Genomic DNA, 19,873 nt, shown 5'->3' on the forward strand with positions numbered 1-19,873 from the left:
CCTCAGGAGGCGTGCGCCCGCTCGACGTCGACGTGCGTGACGTCGCCCGGCGTCGGGCCGTCGCGCAGCCAGGCGACGAGGCGGTCGACGGCGTCCGGCGCCCCGGACGCGACGACCTCGACGGTGCCGTCGGGCCGGTTGGTCGCGGTGCCGTCGAGGCCGAGCCTGGCGAGCCGCTCGCGCGTCGCCCAGCGGAAGCCGACGCCCTGCACGCGCCCGTGCACGCGCGCTCGCACGGCGGCGTCCGCGGCACCGGGCGCCGCGCCCTCCCCCGGGCGCGTCACTGGTGCACGTGCGCCGGGGCGCCCGTCGACGACGCGATGTCCGACTCGGCGTCGTCCAGCAGCCGGTCCGCGAGCCGGCGCAGCGCCCGCCCGACGGCGATCTCGTCGCCGATGAGCGGGACGTCGCGGTCGTGCGGGTCGCGCCGCGCCCGCCCGACGGTCCGCACGTGCTCCGGCGTCTCCGCGACGAGGACCGCCTCCGCCGTCGTCCGGCCCTCCGACTCGACGACGCTCACCTGCACGCGCCACACCTTCGTGGTGTCCGTGCCGTCGCCCGTCTCCGCTCCCGGGACGTGCTCGACGTAGCTGTCCGACCCCGGGTAGACGAGCGTCCGCTCGCCCGTGTCGGCCCACTCGACGAGGTACGGCGGCGAGCCGTCCTCGTGCCGCAGCTCGACCACGACCCCGTCGCGCACCGCCCCGCCGACGACGCCCGAGGCGGTCACGATCCTGTCCCCGACCGATGCCCTCATGGCTCCTCCTCGTGCCGCACCGTCCTTCCATCATGCGACCGCCGGGAGTGCGCTGCACCCCCGGTCTCAGGGTGTCCGGGCGCCGAGCTGGTCCCGCAGCGCCGCGGGGTCGTGCACCGGGAGCCGGCACACGAAGTCCGCGCAGAGGTAGGCGCCCGGCCCGCGGTCGGCGAGCAGGGCGACGCCGTCGGCGGCGAGGGTCGCGGCGTCGTCGGGCGTCGCGGCGAGCAGCAGCGCACCCGGGTGGTACCAGTCGCGCGCGGCGGCGAGGAACCCCGCGTGCCGGTCGGCGTCGGCGACGACCACGAGCTGGTGGGGCGGCTCCGCGAGCCCGACGGCGACGCGCAGCACCCCCGCCGCGCCGAGCGGGTGCTCGCTCGCCGCAGCGGACGCGGCGGCGTGCGCGAGCGCCGCGTCCCGGTACCGCGGCTCGCCCGTCGCGAGGTGGGCGAGCAGCGCGGCCCGGGCGGCCGCCGTCGTGCCCGAGGGCACCGCGCCCTCCGACGGGTCGGCCGCCGCCCCGGCCGCCAGCCCGAGGTCGGTGAGCACCGGGTCCGTGCCCTGCGGGGGCGTGAGGTCGCCGCCCGGGCCGACCGTCGCGTCGACGAGGCGCAGACCCTCGCGCACGTACCGCGCCTCCCCGGTCAGGCCCCCGAGCACGAGGAGCGCCGTCGCGAGCGCGCCGTGGTCCTCCAGCGTCGCGACGGCGTCCGAGGCGACCCCGCCCTCCGACGCGCGCACGAGCGACCCGTCGGCCCGGACGTGGGTCGCGAGCAACCGGTCGGCGGCCGCCCGCGCGGCGTCGGTGAGGTCGGGCAGCGCCAGGTGGTGCCCGGCGCGGGCGAGCGCCTCGATCGCGAGCCCGTTCCACCCGGTGAGCACCTTCGTGTCCAGCGGCGGCGGCTCGTGGTGCGCGCGCTCGCCCGGCGGGAGCAGGTAGTACCCGCCCTCGACGCGCTCGCCGTCCACGACGGACTCCGAGTCCTGCGCGCTCGCGAACGCGCCGTCGGCCAGGCGCAGCACGCGCAGGAGGAAGCGCCCGACGTCGCCCGCCACCTCGGCGGTGACCTCGCCCGGGTCGGGCGTGCCGGGCGCCTCGGCGGGCGTGCGCAGCGGTCCGTCCACGGGCCCGGTCCGGCGCAGCACGGCGAGCGTCGTCGCGGCCGAGAGCAGCTGCGCGTTGTCGTAGAGCATCCGCTCGTAGTGCGGCTCCGACCAGTCCGGCCGGGTCGCGTACCGGAAGAAGCCGCCGTCGACGTCGCGCAGCGGGCTCGCCGCCATCGCGTCGACCGTGCGTCCCGCGAGGACGAGCGCGCGCCGCGCGACCTCCGGGTCGACGACGGACGACGCCGCGACGTCGAGCAGGAGCTCGAGCGTCGGGGCGACGGGGAACTTGGGGGCGCCCCCGAAGCCGCCGTGCACGCGGTCCTCCGCCGCCTCCAGCCGCTCGACGACCCGGCGGGCGTGCTCGGCCAGGTCGGCCACCGGCCCGGCGTCCGCGCCGCCGGACGCCCCCGAGCCGTCGACCGCCGTCGCGGCCGCGCGCGGCACGCCCGTCCGGCGGCCCGCCGCCGCGTCGCGCAGCGCCGCGCGGATCGCGTCCCCCGTCTCGACCGCCTGGTCGCGCCGCTGCTCCCAGGCCTGCGCGACGGCGTCGAGCACGTCCCGGAACGCGGGTCGCCCGGCCACGGGCACGGGCGGCCAGTACGTGCCCGCGTAGAAGGGGGCACCGTCGGGCGTGGTGAACACCGTGAGCGGCCACCCCAGGTCCGGGGTGAACGCGCTCGCCGCGGCGAGGAGGCTCGCGTCGACGTCGGGGTGCTCCTCGCGGTCGACCTTCACCGCGACGAACCCGCGCGCGAGGAGCGCGCCGATGTCCGGGTCGGAGAAGCTCTCGCGCGCCATGACGTGGCACCAGTGGCACGTGGCGTACCCGACCGAGACCATGACCGGCACGTCCCGGCGGCGCGCCTCCGCGAACGCCTCGGCGCCCCACGGGTACCAGTCGACCGGGTTGCCGGCGTGCTGGCGCAGGTACGGGCTCACGGCGGCGGCGAGACGGTTGACCATGACGTCCAGCCTCCCAGGTCGACGCGCCGCTCGCGGCCCGGGCCGTCGGAGTTGTCTGCTCCGTCCCGGAGCGGCGCGCTTGTAACGTTGCGCCCATGCCCGGCCCCGAGCAGCCCGCCCTCGCGGTGGCGACCGACGTCCCCGTCCGACCTGCCGCCGATCCGGACGCCGGGCCGGGCCCCGCGCCGCTGCCCCGCCGGCCCGTCCGCCAGGTGCCGGCGAGCGGTGACCGCAAGGGCCCGTTCACCCTCGGCGACGTGCTCGGGCACGGCGGGTTCGCGCACGTCTACCGCGCGACGGACGCGGACGGCGCGGAGGTCGCCGTGAAGGTGCTCACGGGTCTCCAGGAGGGTTCCCGCGAGCGCTTCGCGCAGGAGGCGAGGCTGCTGGAGGCCGTGGGCGGGCGCGGCTTCCCCGCGTTCGTGCGCTCGGGCCTGGACGACGACCAGCCGTGGTTCGCCATGGAGCTGGTCCCCGGCACCACGCTGCGCGAGCAGGTCCGCGCGTCGGGCCCGCTGGACGGACGCCAGGCGCTGCGGCTGGCCTCGCACGTCGCGGAGGCCCTGCTCGTGCTGCAGGAGCAGCACTGCGTGCACCGCGACCTGAAGCCCGCCAACATCATGGTCGACGGCGACCGGGCGGTCCTCATCGACCTTGGCATCGCCAAGCTGTTCGACACGGCGACGTCCACCCAACCCGTCGGGACGCTCGCGTACATGGCGCCGGAGCTGTTCGCCCGCCGCGTGCACCCCCGCTCGGACGTGTACGCGCTCGGCCTGCTCCTGATCTTCGCCACCACGGGGGTCGTGCCGGCGGACCTCAACTTCCTCGGCCGCGACCTCGAGGCCGCCGACCTCGTGCGGGAGGTCCCGGACGACCTGGTCGGGGTGCCGGCCGGGACGGAACCGGCCCCGTCCCCGGCCGAGCTGCCCGAGATCGACCCCCACCTGCAGGACCTCATCCTGTCGGCGACCCGCTACCAGCCGAACCACCGCCCCGCGCTCGAGAGCGTCGTCGCGGTGCTGCGCGCCCGGCTCGCCGGGGATTCCCCCGACGACACCCTGCTCCTCACGTCACGGATCGTGGCCGACGGCGCCACCGCGGCCGAGCGCGCGCTGGGCCCCGTCGCCGGGCTGGCCGCCGCCACCGGCGCACCCGTCCGGGCCGAGCGGGCGACGGAGGTCTCGCCGGTCGGCAGGGCGGCCGACGCGGCCCGCGTCCGGGAGCCGTGGCACGCCCTGGTCTACGACGCGACGCTGATGAGCGTGCTGGCCGAGGTGCACGGCGACGGGTTCGACGGCGCGGCCGCCGAGGTCATCGCGGACCACGTCGCGAGCATCGGCGCGCACGTGGCCGACGGCCGGACCCCGGCGGAGCTCAAGGACTGGCTCTGGCAGGCGATGCGGTGGCAGGCCGCGGCACCGCCCGCGGGCCACGCCGACACCCTGCGCGGGTGGCGCGAGTACCGTCGCCCGACGCACCCGATGCTCCCCGTGCCGGGCTCCGGCGCCGAGCCCGTGGCCCGGGGCTCGCGGTCGCGGACCGACGGCCCCGTCCCGGTGCCGGCGTCCGGCTCCCCGGACCCGCGTCCCTGGCCGGTGCCCGTGCAGCGGGTCTCCACGCTGGGCCGCGGTCCGTCGGCGCGACCCCGGCCGGAGCCGGTCCCGCCTGCGGTCGGACGGACCCGCGTCGTGGACTCCCCCGACCTCGTCGCCACGCAGGTCGGCCGGCCGGTCCCGCCGTCGGTCCCGCCGCGTCGGAGCCCCGTCCGGCACCTCGGCCCGACGCCGCCGTCGCCCGCCGTGCGTCGGGAGTCCGTCCGGCCGCGGATCACCGGTGCGGCGGTTGCGAGCACCCCGGGCCCGCGCGCCGCCGGCACGCCCGCGGCCACGTCGGCGCCGCGCCAGGAGGCGGCCCCGGCGTCCGCCGCACGGTCCGCACGGCCCGTCCGACCTGCCGCGTCGTCGTCCTGGGACCGCGCCCGGGTCGGGGGCGCGCTCCTGCGCGCCCTGCCGCGCGTCCTCGCGGTCCTGGCGGTGCTGCGCACGCTGTGGCTCGTGCCCGACGGCGCAGCCCGCCAGAGCCAGCCGTTCGTCCCCCTGCCGCCACAGCTCCTGGAGACCCTGCGCGTCTCGGTCGACCTGGCCCCGCTCGTCGACGGTCCCGTGCTCGCCCTGGCGGCGCTCGCGGTGGCCGTGGTGCTGCGCGTCGCCGGGCAGCGCACGTGGACGTGGCCGTACGTCCTCGTCGCCTGCGCGTCGGTCGCTGCGACGGTCGTGCTCGTGCTGCGCGGCTGACCGGGGTTCGGGCCGGGTCGGGCGGTGCTCGGCGCGGTCCCGAGGGGCGGGTTCAGGCGTGCAGACGGCGCAGGAACGCGCGGGTCCGCTCGCGCTGCGGGTCGCCGAGCACCTGCTCGGGCGTGCCGCGCTCGTGGACGCGGCCCTCGTGCAGGAAGCACACCTCGTCGGCGACGCGGCGCGCGAACCCCATCTCGTGCGTCGCGACGAGCATCGTGCGGCCCTCCGCGCGCAGCTCGGCGAGCAGGTCGAGCACCTCGCCCACGAGCTCGGGGTCGAGCGCGGACGTCACCTCGTCGAGCAGGAGCAGCTCGGGGCCGTTGACGAGGGCGCGCGCGATCGCCGCCCGCTGCTGCTCGCCGCCCGAAAGCTGGTCGGGATAGGACGTCACCTTGTGCCCGAGCCCGACGCGACCCAGCATCTCGACCGCTGCCGCCTCGGCCTCGTCGCGCGAGCGCCGGTGCACGAGCCGGGGTGCGAGGGTCACGTTGTCGAGCACCGTGAGGTGCGGGAAGAGGTTGTACGCCTGGAAGACCATGCCCATGCGCGCCCGCACGCGGTTCGCGTCGAGGCGCGGGTCGGCGACGTCCTCGCCGTCGAGCAGGATCTGGCCGTCGTCGACCTCGTCGAGCAGGTTGACGACGCGCAGCAGCGTCGACTTGCCCGAGCCGGACGACCCGACGAGCACGACGCACCGGTGGGCGTCGACGTCGAGGTCGATGCCGTCGAGCACGACCCGCCGCCCGCCCGGGGCGCCCGCAGCCGGGTACGTCTTGCGCACGCCCCGCAGGGACAGCAGGTGACGCGCGTCCTGGGGGATCGCGCCGGACGTCGCGGACGCGCTCATCGGATGTCCCCCGCTCCGCTCACCGTCGCGAGCGACCGGCCCCAGCCGCGGCGCGCCTGGTACGCGTCGACCGCGCGCGTCAGCGGGAACGACACGAGGAAGAACAGGATCCCCGCGACGACGTAGGGCGTGAAGTTGTAGCTGCCCGTCGTCGCGATCTGCGCGGCGCGGATCGCGTCGACGGCGCCGAGGACGGAGATGAGGCCCGAGTCCTTCTGCAGCGAGACGAGGTTGTTCGCGAGCGGCGCGGTGACGTTGCGCACCGCCTGCGGCAGCACGACGCGCCGCGTCGTCTGCGCGCGCGTGAGGCCGAGCGAGCGCGCCGCCGCGACCTGCGACGGGTGCACCGACTCGATGCCCGCGCGGAACACCTCCGCGAGGTACGCGGTGTACGTGAGGACGATCGCGAGCGCGCCGAGGAACGCGCCCGACGTCGGCAGCCACTCCAGCCGCAACGCCGGCAGCCCGAACCCGACGAGCAGCAGCACGAGCAGGAGCGGCACGCCGCGGAACAGGTCGACGTACACCGTCGCGAACGCGCGCAGCGGGAACAGCGCCGGGATACGGCTCGTGCGCGCGACCGCGAGGCCGAGCCCGAGCACCGTGCCGACGACGCCCGCGACGACCCACACGCGCAGGTTGAGCCACAGGCCCTCGAGGATCGCGGGCAGCGACTCCCACGCCATCGCCGGATCGAAGAACGCGGTCCGCGCGCGCTCCCAGCCCGGTGCGTTCACGACGACGAGCACGACCGCCGCGACGACGAGCACCGTGCTCACGAGCGCGACCAGGAGCGAGCGCCGCCGCTGCGCACGCCGGAACGCAGCCCGGTCGAGCGCGAGCGGCGACGGCGACCACGCGGCGGCCGTGGCGCCGTCGGGCGACCAGACGCGCCCGGGCGGGCGCGCGTCGTCGGGCACGGTCATGGCCGGGTCACTGGAGGACGGGGATGTCGTCCGACTTGAGCCACGTCGTGCGCAGCTCGGCGAGCGTGCCGTCCGCCTCCAGGTCGTCGACGGCCTGCGACACGCAGTCCGTGAGCTCCGAGCCGAGGTCCAGCACGAGGCCGTACTGCTCGACGACGCCCTCGTCCGGCAGGGTGCCGATGACGACGGAGTCCGGGAAGTACTCGGTCGAGGCGGCGACCCCCTGGTCGACGTCCATGACCATCGCGTCGATCGTTCCGGACTGCAGCGCCTGCATGCCGTCGCCCGCAGCGCTGTACGGCGAGATGTCGGCGTCCTCGCCCCACGCGGCCTCCGCGAGCGTGAGGCTGGTCTGGGCGGCGGTGACCCCGATGCGCGCGCCGTCGAGCTCGGCCAGCGTCGTCGCGCCCGCGTACGGGCCGTCCTCCATGACGATGACGCCCTGGCGCGTCGTGAGGTACGGGCTCGAGAAGTCGACGGCCTGCTTGCGCTCGTCCGTGATCGACGTCTGGTACGCCGCCACGTCGAACGGCTTCACGGCCGGGCTGATGATCTGCTCGAACGTCACCGTCTCCCACACCACGTCGTCGGCCGCGTAGCCCAGGCGGTCCGCGACGGCGTAGATCAGGGCCGACTCGAAGCCCTCGCCCGAGTCCTGCTCCCCCACGTACCACGGGGAGTACGGCTCGCCCGCACCGACGGTCAGCACGCCGTCGGTGAGCGTCGGGAGCGCACCGGGCTCGCACTGCGCGTCGCCCGACGCGCTCTCGCTCGGGCTCGCGGCGTCGCCGCCGTCGTCGGCACCCGACGAACAGGCCGCCAGCGTGAGCGCGGCGACCGCCGTGACGGCGGTTAGGACGGCGGGACGGGGACGCAGACGGCGCATGGTGACCTTCCGGGTGTCGGGCGCCCGCGGGAGTGGTGGGCGCCGGCCACTGACGATAACGCCGGGCCGTGGGCCGGGCTTCCCCCGCCCGTACCTCGGCCGGGTGGGGCGCGTCACAGCACGAGGACGCTGACCCGCACCGGAGAAAGCGAGAGGCCCTCGGTCAGCATGTCTGCTGACCGAGGGCCTCTCAGGAGTAGCGGGGGCAGGATTTGAACCTGCGACCTCTGGGTTATGAGCCCAGCGAGCTACCGAGCTGCTCCACCCCGCGTCGGTGATCACTACTCTACGTGAGGTTCCGGACCAGGCCAAATCGGGTGGACGAGACGTGGGTCACGCCAGGACCTCGACCCCGAAGCCGAACTCGCGGACAGCCCCCGGCTCGAGCCGCACGTCGGCGGCGCAGTCGGGACGGTTGAACGCGTCGGTCAGGGTCTCCACCGGCTCGACCGCGATGGCGGCGCGGCCCCGCCGCGCCAGACCGTCGCCCGTGTAGACGTGCACGAGGCCACGCTCCTGCCAGACGGCGAGCCCCTGCCCCGTGGCGGGGTCGCGCACGACCGTGCGCGCGCGGCCGTCGGCGTCGGCCCGGAGGTCGGCGAACGCGTGGTCGAGGCTCGTGCCCGCGAGCGGGAGCGGACCGACGCCGTCGATCGCCCCGAACGCGGCCTCCCCCGCGAGCGGGAGCATCCCGCCGTCGGTCACGACGGCGCGACGGGCCGGCACCGTGAGCTCCAGCGCGTCGACCGTGCCGTGCCCGGGGACCCGGAGGTAGGGGTGCCAGCCGAGCGAGACGGGGGCCGCCGTCGTCCCGACGTTGCGGGCGCACAGCGTGACGTCGAGGGAGCCGGCGCCGAGGACGTACCGGACCTCCAGCACGAGCGCGAACGGGTAGCCCGCGTGCGCGTCGGCGTGGACGACCGTCCGGAGCGTCACGGACTCCCGCTCCGCCCCGTCGGCGGCCGCCGTGTCGCGCGCGGCGACCCCGCCCTCCCCCGCGTCCTCGACGACCGTCCAGTCGAGCGTGCGCGCGAACCCGTGCATGGTGAGCGGCTCCCAGGGGAGCACCGGGGGCACGTGGTGCCGGACGCCGTCGAACACGTACTCCCCGCCCGCGAGGCGGTTGACGAACGGCGCCATGAGCGCCGACCGCGCGGCGTCGTGCGCGGCGACCTCCGCCTCGTCGGCGTACCCGTCGACGAGGTCCTCGACGCGCTCGACGCCGTCGGCGCCGCGCCAGGGGGCGCGCCACGCGAGGACGGCGGCGCCACGCAGCGTGACCACGAGCTCGGCGCCGGAGGTGTGGTGCAGCCGCACCGCCGGCACGGTCGTGGTCTCGTCGCCCGCCGCGCTGAAAGCGTTGCTGCAAACCGTTGCAGAAGTCACGAGGAGCGATCCTCCCGCCCGGCGCGGGAAATGACAACTCCGTCCCGGTCGGCCGCAGACGACGGACGGGCGGGGACACTCGCTGGTGTCCCCGCCCGCCCGTGGCGCTGCGTCGCTCGCGCGACCGGTGAGTCAGCCCGCCGACGACTCGGTGTCGAGCGCCTGCTCGGCCGCGAGGGCCGACTCGAGCGCCTGCTGGAGGCGGTCCTGCGCCTCGCCGTAGGCCGCGAAGTCGCCCTCGGCGAGCGCCGCCTGGCCGTCCTCGATGGCCTGCTGCGCCTGGCGCAGCGCCTGGTCGAGCTCGGCGCGCGCGCCGCCGTCGACCGTGCCGCCGTCGGCCGGCGGGGCCGGCTCCTCGGTGGCCGGGGGCTCGGTGCCGGGGTCGGTCGTGTCCGGGTCGGTCGTGCCCGCGTCCGGCGACTCGCCGTCGGCCGGCTGGTCCGGGACCTCGGTCTCGACGCCGCCGTCCGCGTCACCGGCGTTCGCGCCGGAGTCGCCGCCGAACACCTGGTCCAGCGCCTCGTCGAGCGTGTCGGCGAAGCCGATCTCGTCACCGAAGGAGACGAGCACCTTGCGCAGCAGCGGGAACCGCGTGCCCTCGGTCGACTGCACGTACACCGGCTGGACGTAGAGCAGGCCGCCACCGACCGGCAGCGTCAGCAGGTTGCCGTTGATGACCGTCGAGTCACCGCGGCGCAGTGCCAGCAGGCCGTCGGCCGCCGTGGGGTCGGTGTTGAAGTTGTTCTGCACCTGGCCCGGTCCGGGCACCGTCGCGTTGCGCGGCAGCTCGAGGAGCCGCAGCGTGCCGTAGTCCTCCGACCGCACGCCGGCCTCGCTGCCCGGTTCCGCGTCGACCGCGAGGAACCCGGTGAGGATGTTGCGGTCCGAGCCACCGCCCGGGATGTACGTCGACATGAGCGAGAAGGTCGGCGCCTCCTGGCTCGGCATCTGCAGCGTGAGGTAGTACGGCGGCTGGAGCGGCTTGACGTTCCCGCTCGCCGTCGGGTCCTCCGGGCTGCGCCAGAAGTCCTGGCCCGAGAAGAACTCGTTCGCGTCGTCCACGTGGTAGCTCGCGAGGAGCGTGCGCTGCACCTTGAACAGGTCCTCGGGGTAGCGCAGGTGGCTCATGAGGTCGCCCGAGATCTCGGACAGCGGCTGCACGGAGCTCGGGAAGACGTTCGACCACGCCTGGAGGACCGGGTCCTCCGTGTCCCACGCGTACAGGTCGACCGAGCCGTCGTACGCGTCGACGGTCGCCTTGACCGAGTTGCGGATGTAGTTCACCTGCTGCGGGGCGAGCGCCTCGACCGAGTTGGCCGCGACGAGCGAGTCGCGCGTCGAGTCCTCGAGCGACTCCGACGTGGAGTACGGGTAGGCGTTCGACGTGGTGTAGCCGTCCACGATCCACTTCACGCGGCCGTCGACGACCGCCGGGTACACGCGCCCGTCGAGCGTGAGGTACGGCGCGACCTTCGCGACGCGGTCGCGCGGGCTGCGGTCGTAGAGGATCTGCGACTCGTCCGTGACACGGTCGGAGAACAGGATCTGCTCGGACCCGAACTTCAGGGCGTAGAGCACCTTGTTGACGAACGACCCGACGCTCGGCCCGGCCTCGATCTCGTCCGTGGGGAACGTGTTGTTGACCTGGCCGCCCGCGTCGTCCACCGGGTAGTCGAGCTCCCAGGGCTCACGACCCTCGGGCGCGCCGACGATCGAGTACTCGGGCGCCTCGGGCGAGAAGTAGATGCGCGGCTCGTAGCCGCCCGCGTCCGTGAACGCGCCCGTCGACGGGATCGAGCCCTCGTAGAACGCGGGCCGGCCGTCGGGGCCGATCTGGTTGCCGTACGCCGCCACGACGCCGAAGCCGTGCGTGTAGACCGTGTGGTCGTTGACCCAGTTGCGCTGGTCGGCACCGAGGCCGTCCTGGTTGAGCTCGCGCACGGCGATGACGGTGTCGCGGCTCTCGTCGTCGATCGTGTAGCGGTCCACCGACAGCGAGCTCGAGAACTGGTAGTACTGCTTGTTCTGCTGGAGCTGGCTGAACGACGGGCTGACGATCTCCGGGTCCAGGAGGCGGATCGACGCCGTCGTGTCCGCGTCCTCGCGCAGCGCGCCGGCCTCGGCCTCGGTCTTGGCGTTGTACTGCTCGGTCTCGACGTTGTCGATGCCGTAGGCAGCCTTCGTCGCGTCGATGTTGCGCTGGATGTACTCCTCCTCGAAGTCCTGCGCGTTCGGCGTGACCTGGAAGCGCTGGACGACGGCCGGGTAGATCCCGCCGATCGCGATGGCGGAGACCACCATGAGGCCCACCCCGATGGCGGGCAGGCGCCAGTTGCCGCGCACCGCGGTCACCACGAACAGGGCCGCGACGAAGAGCGCGACGACCGTGAGGATCGCCTTGGACGGGATCACCGCGTGCACGTCCGCGTACGACGCGCCGTCGAACTTCGCGCCGCCCGACGTGAGGATCGAGTACCGGTCGAGCCAGTAGTTCGCGCCGATGAGGACGAGCAGCAGCGCCGAGATCACCGAGAGCTGGACGCGTGCGGCGGTCGTCGTGCGCGGGCCCGCGTCGGAGCCGCCGCCGATCCGCAGGCCGCCGTAGAGGTAGTGCGTCGCGACCGCGGCGATGCCCGCGATGATGACGACCGCCATGAGGAAGCTCACGACGAACCGGAGGGCGGGCAGCGTGAAGACGTAGAAGGACAGGTCGATGCCCCACTGCGGGTCCGTCGTGCCGAACGGGACCGAGTTCAGCGCGAGGAGGACCGTCTGCCACTGCGAGGACGCCGCCGCGCCGGCGAAGAAGCCGACGAGCGCCGGGGCCACGATCATGACGACCTTGCGCAGCGGCTCGATCGCCTCGCGGTACTGGTCGAGGGTCGCCTGCTCGGGGGTGGACGGCGCGTAGATGGGCCGCGACCGGTACGCGAGCGAGAACGACAGGAAGACGAGCCCGCCCATGACGAGGAAGCCCGCGACGAACAGCGCGATGCGCGTGCCCCACTGGGTCCACAGGACGTTCGCGAAGTCGAGCTGCTGGAACCACAGCACCTCGGTCCAGAACTGGGCGAGCAGGAGCAGGAGGACGACGAGGGCGCCGACGACGGCGATCGCGATCCCGATCGGGCTCCGGCGCCGGGCGGGCCGCCCCCCGGAGGACGGCCGGCGGGGCGCTGCGGCGAATGACACGGTGGGTATACCTCTTCGGTCGTGGCTCGGGCGTGCACCGGGGTCAACGCCCGGTCCTCCCCCAAGGTTCCCACGGTCCGGCGCCTCGTGGGGGACGGCCGGCACCCGGCCCGCGGCGGCGCGGGGCGGCGCCGATGAGGGACGATGGGGTCATGCCCCAGCCTGACGACGCCGCCCCCGGTCCCGACGCCACCACCCCCGTGCCCGGACGCGACGCCGGTCCCGACCCGGTCGCGCCCGGCGGCCCCACCCCGCAGCACGCGCTCGCGCTCGCGGTGCACGAGATCGAGTCGCACGCGGCCGACGCGGGCTGGGACGTCCCGCCCCGGCTCTTCGCGCTCGTCGGGACGGCAGGCGCCCTCGGCGCCGACCCGACGCTCGCCGACCGGCTCCCGCCCGACGTCGTGGCCGCCGCCGAGGCGGACCCGCACCACCTGCTGTCGATCGAGCAGGAGGGCTTCGCCGTGGACGGCGACCTCGAGGACGGGCTCGCCCGCGTCGCGTGGCCGGCGACGGTCGACGGCGCCGCGCTCGTCGTCGAGCGGATCGTGCTGCCGCCGGCCGCCGAGGAGGGCGTCCCCGACGACCCGGACGCCGCGCTCGACTACCTCACGAACCACCCTGACCGGCAGGACGTGCGCCTCGCCGTCGGCGTGCTGCGCGACGGCACCACGTGGTGCGCCGTCCGGTCGCGCGCCCACGACTCGGCGACGGACGTCGCGGGCGGACCGGACCTCGTGCCGGGGCTGGTCGAGGCGCTGCGCGCGACGCTCGAGGACTGACGGCCCGGGGCGTCGTCAGCCGCGCGCCTCGCACGTGGGCAGCGAGTCGCCCTCGCCCGCGCCGATCGCCTCCATCGCCGCGCGCGCGTCGGCGAGCGTGGCGACCGCCGCCACGTGCAGGCCGTCGGGCACGTTCCCCACGACCTCGGGGCAGTTGGCCTGCGGGGCGAGGAACCACGTCGCGCCGTCGCGCAGCGCGCCGTAGAGCTTCTGCTGGATGCCGCCGATCGGCCCCACGTCGCCCTCGACGCTCATGGTGCCCGTGCCCGCGATGACGACGCCGTTCGCCTCGTCCTCGGGCGTGAGCTGGTCGACGATCCCGAGCGCGAACATCGTGCCCGCGCTCGGGCCGCCGATGTCCTCGATCTGGATCTCGACGTCGACCGGGAAGTCGAACGCGGGGTCGATGAACACGCCGAGCAGCGCGGTGTCGCCGCCGTCGGTCGTCGCGACCGTGAGGTCCGTCTCCGCGCCGTCGCGCTGCACGCGCAGCGTCACGTCGTCGCCCGGGGCGACCGCCGCCAGACCGTCGATGAGGTCCTGGTACGTCCGCACGGGCGCGCCGTCGAGCGCGACGATGACGTCCCCCGGCTCGACGACGCCGTCGGACCCGCTGTCCGGCACCGTCCCCTCGACCGTGAGCGTCGCGGGCACGTCGTACCCCAGCTCGGTGAGGGCGGCGACCGTCGCGTTCTCCTGCGAGCTGATCATCTCCGCCTGGCCCTGCTGCTCGGTCTCCTCCTTGGTGCGGCCCGTCGGGAAGACCTCCTCGACCGGGCGCACGCTGCGCGACCGGTCGAACCAGCCCTGCACCACCTGGCCGAGGTTCACCGGGTAGCCCGGGCCGCCGGCGACGGACACGGTCGTCAGGAGCAGCTCGCCCGTCGAGTCGTACGTCTCGGCGCCCGTGATCGAGATGAGGGGCGTGCCGTCCTGCTGGCCGAGCGTGTCCTCCGTCGGGCCCGGCGACCGCACCGCGTACGGCGCGGGCAGGATCGCGAGGCCCGCGACGAGCAACGTCGTCGCGAGCAGGGAGATGCCGAACGTCAGCGACCGCCGGGTCACGGGCGGCGGGTCGTGCTCGTCCTCGGTGAGGAGGGCGTCGAAGGAGGGGGCGTCGCTCACCGGGACATCATCCCCGAGGTTGCTGGGATCTCCCTGCCGACGGCGTGGACGCCGCCCGGGAGCCGCCCCTACGGGCGGCGCGAGCGGGCCTGCCGCCAGACGGCGGCCGTGCCCAGGACTGCGACGGCCGCCCCGGCTGCGCCGAGCGCCGCGGCGTCCCGGCCGCCGAACCGACGGCCCCCGACGCCCGTGCGGCCGCGCACCTCGGCCAGGAGCACCTCGAGCGCCGCGGCGCCCGACCACTCCGGGCGCCACCCGGCGTCGTACAGGCGCCGCGCCGAGACCGACCACGGGTGCACGACGAACGCGAGGTCGTTCGCCGGGGACGGGAGCGCGCCGACCCGGTGCAGCCGCTCGGCGGTGCCGAACGCCGTCGCGGGCGGGAGCTGCACCGTGCGCATCCCGGCCGCCGCGGCCACCGTCTCCGAGTCGAGCGCGTCGGGCTCGCCGTCGCGCACCGGCCCGGCCGTCAGACCGCCGACGAGACCCTGGTCCAGCGCGACGCGCACCGCGCCCACCACGTCGTCGACGTGCACGAGCTGCCACGTGCGGCCGCCGCCACGCACCGTGAGCAGGCGCGGGGCCTCGAAGTGCCGCGTGAGCACGGTGTCCACGCCCGGCCCGACGACGACCGCCGGCCGCACGAGCGCGAGCGGCACCCCGTCGAGCGCGTCGCGCAGCGCGTCCTCGAACGCGACGAGGTCGCCCGCGAAGCCGGGCCCGTCGTCGGCGGCCACGGGGTCGTCGTCGTCGATGACGCCCCGCTCGGGCGACGCGCCGTGCACCGCGGCCGACGACACGGCGACGACGTGCTCGATCCCCGCCGCGACCGCCGCCTCCCCCGCGCGCCGGCCCAGGAGCGCGAGGCGCGCGCGCTGCTCGGCGTCCGTCCGGGCGCGCGGCGTCCCGAACTCCCCCGCGGGCGCGACCACGACGAGCCGTCGCGCCCCGGCGGGCCAGACGAGCGCGTCCACGGGCGACGCCTCGGCGGCGCCCAGGCCCGCGCGCACCGCGTCCGCGACCTGCCCGACGCCGACGACCACCACCGGGTGAGGGTCGGCGACCTCGTCCGCCGGGGCGGTCACCCCGCTCGCCGTGGGGTCCTCCCCCGGACCGGCCGGGGGCTCGCCCGCCGCGGGGAGCGCCTCGCTGCGCCGTGAGCGAACCCGGCCCTCGGACATGGCCCAGCCCCCGTTCTCGGCGCTCGATCGTGGTTACGGTGATCACCGACGCTACCGTGAGGAGTCGCCATGAGCAGCCTTCCCCCCGACCGCACGCCCGGACCGGACGACGACACGCCCTTCGACCCGCGGTTCGAGGAGCTGCTCCGCTCGATGCTCGGGCCCGACGCCGACGAGGCGCTGCGCGAGCTGCGTGCCCGCGGGCTCGACCCGCAGGCGCTCGCCGCGGGCGGCGCGGCCGACCCGCAGCTCTTCCAGCACGTCCTCGCGCAGGTGCAGCGCATGCTCTCGACGCCGAGCGACGGCCCGGTCAACACCGACGTCTCGCACGACGTCGCGCGCCAGGTCGCCGTCGCCGAGGGCGACCCGTCGATCTCGCCGGCGCAGCAGCGCGCGGTCACCGAGGCGCTGTCCGTCGCCGAGCTCTGGCTCGACGCCGTCACCGACCTGCCGCCGTCGGGCGGGAAGAGCCAGGCGTGGAGCCGGTCCGAGTGGGTCGAGCACACGCTCCCCGCGTGGAACGAGCTCGTCGCCCCGGTCGCCGCGTCCGTCGCGGACGCGCTCGCCACGGTCCTGCGCGACCAGCTCCCCGAGGGCATGGGGGACGGCACCTCCGCCCTGCCGGGCGTCGGTTTCACGCTGCCCGGTCTGCCGGCCGGTGCGCTCGGGCTGCCCGCGGGCGACCCGGCCGCGCTCATGCGGCGCCTCGGCTCCGCGGTGTTCGGCATGCAGGTGGGTCAGGCCGCCGGGACGCTCTCGCGCGAGGTCTTCGGCGCGACCGACGTCGGGCTGCCGCTGCTCGACCGCCCTGCGACGGTCCTCCTGCCGACGAACGTCGCGGCGTTCGCCGAGGGCCTGGACGCCCCCGCCGAGGAGGTCCGCCTCTTCCTCGCCCTGCGCGAGGCCGCCCACGCGCGCCTGTTCACGCACGTGTCGTGGCTGCGCGGGCACCTGCGCGGGCTCGTCGACGCCTACGCGCGCGGCATCACCATCGACCTCTCGGCGCTCGAGTCCCAGCTCGCCGACGTCGACCTCGCGGACACCGACGCGCTCCAGCGCGCGCTGTCGGGCGGCGTCTTCGGCCTGCAGAACACGCCCGAGCAGCAGGCGACCCTGGCGCGCCTCGAGACGACGCTCGCGCTCGTCGAGGGCTGGGTCGACGAGGTGACCGCCGTCGCGGCGCTCCCCCACCTGCCCCACGCCGTCCCGCTGCGGGAGATGCTGCGCCGTCGTCGGGCGGCGGGCGGGCCCGCGGAGCACACGTTCGCGACGCTCGTCGGCCTCGAGCTGCGCCCGCGCCGCTCGCGCGACGCGGCCGCCCTGTGGGCGCTCATCGCGGCGCAGTCCGGCGCCGGTGCGCGCGACGCCGTGTGGGACCACCCCGACCTGCTCCCCGACGGGACCGACCTCGACGACCCGTCCGGCTACGAGGGCCGGCGCGCCGCGACCCGCGCGGAGGAGGCCGACGTCGACCGCGCGCTCGAGGAGATCTTCCGCGCCGCGGAGGGATCGCCCACCACCGAGTCGGCGCAGGCGACGGCCGACGGCTCGGACGACGACGCCCCGGTCGCCGACGGGTCCGCGGACGACCCGGACGCGGCCGGACCGACGGACGACGGCGGGACGGGCGAGGCGACCGGCCAGGGCGGCGCGCCGCGCTGACCTGACCTGGGCGTCAGTTCCCGGCGTCCGCGGGCGGTGCCGCGGTTTCCGCGGCGCCGTCCCCCGCCTCGACGTCGCCCGGCTCGAGGTCCGCGTCGTCCGGCTCGAGGTCCGCGTCGCGCGAGAACGACACGCCCTCCAGGAATCCTCGTGCCCGCTCGGTACGCGGGTAGGCCTCGAGGAGCTTCCAGAACCCCGGGCCGTGGCCGGCGTGGAGCAGGTGCGCGAGCTCGTGCAGGAGCACGTAGTCGAGGACCCAGGACGGCATCCCCCGGACGCGCGTCGAGATGCGGATCGTGCCGTCGATGAGCGTGCACGAGCCCCAGCGGCGGTCCTGGTTCCCCGCCCACCGCACGCTCGTGGGGCGGGCGCGGCCGTCCAGGTACTTGTCGGACAGCTCGACGGCGCGGCGCGCCAGCTCGGCGTCCGACGGCCGCCGCCGACGCTCGGAGTCGGCGAGGCGGTCGAGCATGCGCTGGACCCACTCGCGCTCCTGCGCGCGCGTGAACCGCGCCGGGATCGCGACGATCGTGCGCTCGCCGTCGCGGTAGGCGCTCACCGTGCTCTTGCGTCGGCGGCTGCGCCGAACCTCCACGATCGTCTCCCGGACCACGCCTCAGACCGTAGTGGTTCTCGCCACGAAATGGCAGGGGCGCGCGCGGAGTGGCGCGCTCTCCCGCGGAGTTCGGTCGAGCGGACGACGTGGAGACCTGTGGCGACGGCAAAGAGATCCTCCCCGCCCGACCATCGGCACGGAGCCTGTGGACAACCGTCGGCGGGTCTCGGGCCCGTGCCAGGCTGACGTCGGGCGTCCGGACGGACGCCGCACGACGACGGAGGGAGGAGCCGTGCAGCGACGACGCGTGCTGCGACCCGAGGCGCCGCTCCTGCGGCGAGGCCCCGGCGAGGTGCAGGTCGGCTCCGACCCGCGGTGGTCGGTGCGGCTCACCGGGCTCGACGCGGACGAGGAGCGCTGGCTGCGCGCGCTCGCCGCGCCCGCTCGGCACGGCGGCGCACCCGACGTCCCGGGCTCCCCCGCGCAGCGCACGCGCCGCGCCGCGCTCGTCCGCCTGCTCGACGACGCGCACCTCCTCGTCACGGCGCGCCGGCGCCGTCCGACGTCGCCCGCCCCGGGGCACGGTGCGGCGGACCTCGCCGTGCTGTCGGCCCTGCTGCCCGACGGCGCGGGGCACCGCGTGCTCGCGGCGCGCGCCCGGGCGACCGTCGCCGTCGTCGGGCTCGGGCGGGTGGGTGCCGCGCTCGCCGTCCATCTCGCGACGGCGGGGGTGGGCGCGCTCGTGCTCGACGACCCGGGCACGGTGCTCACCACGGACGTCGGGGGCGGGGCCTACCGGCTGCGGGACGTCGGGTCGCCGCGCGAGGGCGCGGTGCGACGCATCGTCGAGGAGGTCGCTCCGGGCGTCGTGACGACCTCGACCCCGGTCACGCCGGAGGAGGCGCGGGCCCCCGCGCCCGACGTCGTCGTCGTGGTCGAGCACGGAGCCGCGGACCCGGTCCGGGTCCGGAGGTTGGTGGGTGCGGGGGTCGCGCACCTGTCAGTCGTGGTGCGCGAGGCCGACGTCGTGGTCGGGCCGTTCGTCCGGCCGGGGCTCGACCCGTGCCTGACGTGCGCGGACCTGCACCGCGCGGACGTGGACCCCTGCTGGCCGCAGGTCGCTCGACAGCTGCGCGAGGCGTCCGCGCACCGGAGCGAGGAGACGCTGCTCGCGGCGTCGGCCGCGGCCGTCGCGCTCGGTCAGGTCCTGGCAGCCCTGGACGGGCTGGTGCCCCGCGCAGCCACGGCCTGCATCGAGATTCCTGCTCCCGATGCCGTGCCGCGGCTGCGCGGGTCGAGCCGCCACCCGCGCTGCGGGTGCGGCGAGCTGGCGCGCACGCCCCCGGACGGGGCGCCGCTGCCCATGTCAGGCCGCCGTCGAGGCGCCGACTGACGCCTCGGTCCGTGCGGCCTCCTGGGCCTGGCGCTCGGCCTCGCGGGCGAGCACCTCGGCCTTGCTCGGACGGCCGCGGCCGCGCTTGCGCGCGACCACGACGCCGTCCACGAAGACCTCGCCGCCCCAGACGCCCCAGGGCTCGCGACGCTCGACCGCACCGGCGAGGCAGCCCTCGACGAGCGGGCAGGTGCGGCACAGGGCCTTGGCCTCCTCGACCTCGGCGGTGCGCTCGGCGAACCAGAGCTCCGGGTCGTTGGTGCGGCAGGGCAGCAGGCCCGCGAGAAGGCGGTCGAACTCCGCGGAGTCGTTCTCGCCGAGCGGCGTGGCCAGCGGTTGGTGAGGGACCCAGGGGCCGGATCCCCCCTGAGCGGTGATGTTGTCGAGCAGCGCGGTGAGCCGCACGATGTCCTCCAGTGATGTCCTGTCGTGGGTGTGAACGTCGTCGTCACAGGACCCTGAGGACAGCGGCCCCGTCTCGTGGAGACGGGTGGGGCCGGTGATCCTCATCGGCGGACGTGCTCGGAGAACACGAAGGCCGCGGGTCCTTGAGGGACTCCGCGGCCTGGAAGGTTCCGGTCGGTCAGACCGGGTTCGTCCTGGGGGCGGAGTCGGGAGCGGGGCGGGCGATGAAGGTGCCGCCGCGGTGCGCGATGGCACGCGGACGGAGCTCTCCTGGCGTGCCCGTGTACGCGGACGCGTGATCCAGCAGGTTCGCCATGGCGATCTGGTTGTTCATCAGCTCTCCCACCCCCTCTCTCCATCAGGCGCCCGCCTCTCGGCGCGCCCCTTCCCAACAGGACTCGTCGACCA

General features: G+C 75.8%; 16 protein-coding genes, 1 tRNA gene and 1 pseudogene. 4 read left to right on the forward strand and 14 right to left on the reverse strand.

Translation table 11 applies throughout. The annotated features are described in order from the left end of the window. Positions 1 to 2: 2 nt before the first annotated feature. The 3 genes from ACPCUX_RS01740 to ACPCUX_RS01750 all read right to left on the reverse strand — a co-directional run bounded on the left by ACPCUX_RS01740 (position 3) and on the right by ACPCUX_RS01750 (position 2,827). On the reverse strand, positions 3 to 284 hold the full coding sequence (locus ACPCUX_RS01740; protein ID WP_085388322.1) for an acylphosphatase: 282 nt from the start codon (positions 282 to 284) through the stop codon (positions 3 to 5). Then, positions 281 to 757 (reverse strand): dsRBD fold-containing protein, encoded by a 477-nt coding sequence (locus tag ACPCUX_RS01745; protein ID WP_061266925.1) that lies wholly within the window; start codon positions 755 to 757, stop codon positions 281 to 283. Before ACPCUX_RS01745 ends, ACPCUX_RS01740 begins: the two co-directional genes overlap by 4 nt. 66 nt (positions 758 to 823) lie before the next feature. After that, positions 824 to 2,827 carry a thioredoxin domain-containing protein gene (locus tag ACPCUX_RS01750; protein WP_423388063.1) on the reverse strand — a complete coding sequence of 668 codons (2,004 nt, stop codon included), beginning with the start codon at positions 2,825 to 2,827 and terminating at the stop codon, positions 824 to 826. 95 nt (positions 2,828 to 2,922) lie between these two features. Here ACPCUX_RS01750 and ACPCUX_RS01755 point away from each other — a divergent pair, with 95 nt between their 5' ends. After that, entirely contained in the window at positions 2,923 to 5,124 is a 2,202-nt protein-coding gene (locus ACPCUX_RS01755; RefSeq protein WP_415298198.1) for a serine/threonine-protein kinase, read from the forward strand. Between the two features lie 52 nt (positions 5,125 to 5,176). Here ACPCUX_RS01755 and ACPCUX_RS01760 read toward each other — a convergent pair whose 3' ends face one another. The 6 genes from ACPCUX_RS01760 to ACPCUX_RS01785 form a co-directional block, all read right to left on the reverse strand. Then, on the reverse strand, positions 5,177 to 5,971 hold the full coding sequence (locus ACPCUX_RS01760) for an amino acid ABC transporter ATP-binding protein (protein ID WP_076405161.1): 795 nt from the start codon (positions 5,969 to 5,971) through the stop codon (positions 5,177 to 5,179). Then, positions 5,968 to 6,897: an amino acid ABC transporter permease gene (locus tag ACPCUX_RS01765; RefSeq protein WP_423388064.1), complete on the reverse strand. Its 930-nt coding sequence runs from the start codon at positions 6,895 to 6,897 to the stop codon at positions 5,968 to 5,970. Before ACPCUX_RS01765 ends, ACPCUX_RS01760 begins: the two co-directional genes overlap by 4 nt. Positions 6,898 to 6,904: 7 nt before the next feature. Continuing rightward, positions 6,905 to 7,783, reverse strand: a complete 879-nt coding sequence (locus tag ACPCUX_RS01770) for an ABC transporter substrate-binding protein (RefSeq protein WP_076405159.1) — start codon at positions 7,781 to 7,783, stop codon at positions 6,905 to 6,907. Between the two features lie 197 nt (positions 7,784 to 7,980). Next, positions 7,981 to 8,054: transfer RNA gene (locus tag ACPCUX_RS01775), tRNA-Met, on the reverse strand. 62 nt (positions 8,055 to 8,116) lie between these two features. Continuing rightward, positions 8,117 to 9,169 carry an aldose 1-epimerase gene (locus ACPCUX_RS01780; RefSeq protein ID WP_171467624.1) on the reverse strand — a complete coding sequence of 351 codons (1,053 nt, stop codon included), beginning with the start codon at positions 9,167 to 9,169 and terminating at the stop codon, positions 8,117 to 8,119. 132 nt (positions 9,170 to 9,301) lie between these two features. Beyond that, the gene (locus ACPCUX_RS01785; RefSeq protein ID WP_423388065.1) at positions 9,302 to 12,361 is read right to left on the reverse strand and encodes a UPF0182 family protein; all 3,060 of its coding nucleotides are present in this window, start codon (positions 12,359 to 12,361) and stop codon (positions 9,302 to 9,304) included. A gap of 152 nt (positions 12,362 to 12,513) precedes the next feature. Between ACPCUX_RS01785 and ACPCUX_RS01790 the strand changes: the two genes are divergently transcribed. Then, positions 12,514 to 13,143, forward strand: a complete 630-nt coding sequence (locus ACPCUX_RS01790) for a PPA1309 family protein (protein WP_423388066.1) — start codon at positions 12,514 to 12,516, stop codon at positions 13,141 to 13,143. Between the two features lie 15 nt (positions 13,144 to 13,158). Here the strand turns inward: ACPCUX_RS01790 and ACPCUX_RS01795 are convergent, their stop codons facing one another. Next, the gene (locus ACPCUX_RS01795) at positions 13,159 to 14,268 is read right to left on the reverse strand and encodes a YlbL family protein (RefSeq protein ID WP_114553670.1); all 1,110 of its coding nucleotides are present in this window, start codon (positions 14,266 to 14,268) and stop codon (positions 13,159 to 13,161) included. A gap of 68 nt (positions 14,269 to 14,336) precedes the next feature. Continuing rightward, positions 14,337 to 15,353, reverse strand: coding sequence for an NAD-dependent epimerase/dehydratase family protein (locus ACPCUX_RS01800; RefSeq protein WP_415298188.1), 1,017 nt, complete (start codon positions 15,351 to 15,353; stop codon positions 14,337 to 14,339). Between the two features lie 165 nt (positions 15,354 to 15,518). On the opposite strand from ACPCUX_RS01800, the gene ACPCUX_RS01805 reads away from it, so the two are divergent. After that, positions 15,519 to 17,111, forward strand: coding sequence for a zinc-dependent metalloprotease (locus tag ACPCUX_RS01805; RefSeq protein ID WP_423388067.1), 1,593 nt, complete (start codon positions 15,519 to 15,521; stop codon positions 17,109 to 17,111). Positions 17,112 to 17,124: 13 nt separating this feature from the next. Here ACPCUX_RS01805 and ACPCUX_RS01810 read toward each other — a convergent pair whose 3' ends face one another. Beyond that, on the reverse strand, positions 17,125 to 17,724 hold the full coding sequence (locus ACPCUX_RS01810) for a YgjP-like metallopeptidase domain-containing protein (protein WP_232322607.1): 600 nt from the start codon (positions 17,722 to 17,724) through the stop codon (positions 17,125 to 17,127). Between the two features lie 235 nt (positions 17,725 to 17,959). Here ACPCUX_RS01810 and ACPCUX_RS01815 point away from each other — a divergent pair, with 235 nt between their 5' ends. Continuing rightward, positions 17,960 to 19,060, forward strand: coding sequence for a ThiF family adenylyltransferase (locus ACPCUX_RS01815; protein WP_144722404.1), 1,101 nt, complete (start codon positions 17,960 to 17,962; stop codon positions 19,058 to 19,060). A 45-nt stretch (positions 19,061 to 19,105) separates the two neighbouring features. Here ACPCUX_RS01815 and ACPCUX_RS01820 read toward each other — a convergent pair. Both ACPCUX_RS01820 and ACPCUX_RS01825 read right to left on the reverse strand, forming a co-directional pair. After that, positions 19,106 to 19,393 (reverse strand): annotated as a pseudogene (locus tag ACPCUX_RS01820) (WhiB family transcriptional regulator); the annotation flags it as partial. 250 nt (positions 19,394 to 19,643) lie between these two features. Further along, entirely contained in the window at positions 19,644 to 19,799 is a 156-nt protein-coding gene (locus ACPCUX_RS01825) for a hypothetical protein (protein ID WP_157446666.1), read from the reverse strand. Positions 19,800 to 19,873 lie beyond the last annotated feature (74 nt).

Source organism: Cellulosimicrobium sp. AB352, from assembly GCF_049538415.1.
Lineage (GTDB): Bacteria > Actinomycetota > Actinomycetes > Actinomycetales > Cellulomonadaceae > Cellulosimicrobium > Cellulosimicrobium funkei.

What these genes read in the sequence shown, in the direction of transcription:
- ACPCUX_RS01745 (WP_061266925.1), bottom strand. Translation starts at nt 757, where the DNA reads ATGAGGGCATCGGTCGGGGACAGGATCGTGACCGCCTCGGGCGTCGTC.
- ACPCUX_RS01750 (WP_423388063.1), bottom strand. Translation starts at nt 2,827, where the DNA reads ATGGTCAACCGTCTCGCCGCCGCCGTGAGCCCGTACCTGCGCCAGCAC.
- ACPCUX_RS01755 (WP_415298198.1), top strand. Translation starts at nt 2,923, where the DNA reads ATGCCCGGCCCCGAGCAGCCCGCCCTCGCGGTGGCGACCGACGTCCCC.
- ACPCUX_RS01760 (WP_076405161.1), bottom strand. Translation starts at nt 5,971, where the DNA reads ATGAGCGCGTCCGCGACGTCCGGCGCGATCCCCCAGGACGCGCGTCAC.
- ACPCUX_RS01765 (WP_423388064.1), bottom strand. Translation starts at nt 6,897, where the DNA reads ATGACCGTGCCCGACGACGCGCGCCCGCCCGGGCGCGTCTGGTCGCCC.
- ACPCUX_RS01770 (WP_076405159.1), bottom strand. Translation starts at nt 7,783, where the DNA reads ATGCGCCGTCTGCGTCCCCGTCCCGCCGTCCTAACCGCCGTCACGGCG.
- ACPCUX_RS01790 (WP_423388066.1), top strand. Translation starts at nt 12,514, where the DNA reads ATGCCCCAGCCTGACGACGCCGCCCCCGGTCCCGACGCCACCACCCCC.
- ACPCUX_RS01805 (WP_423388067.1), top strand. Translation starts at nt 15,519, where the DNA reads ATGAGCAGCCTTCCCCCCGACCGCACGCCCGGACCGGACGACGACACG.
- ACPCUX_RS01825 (WP_157446666.1), bottom strand. Translation starts at nt 19,799, where the DNA reads ATGAACAACCAGATCGCCATGGCGAACCTGCTGGATCACGCGTCCGCG.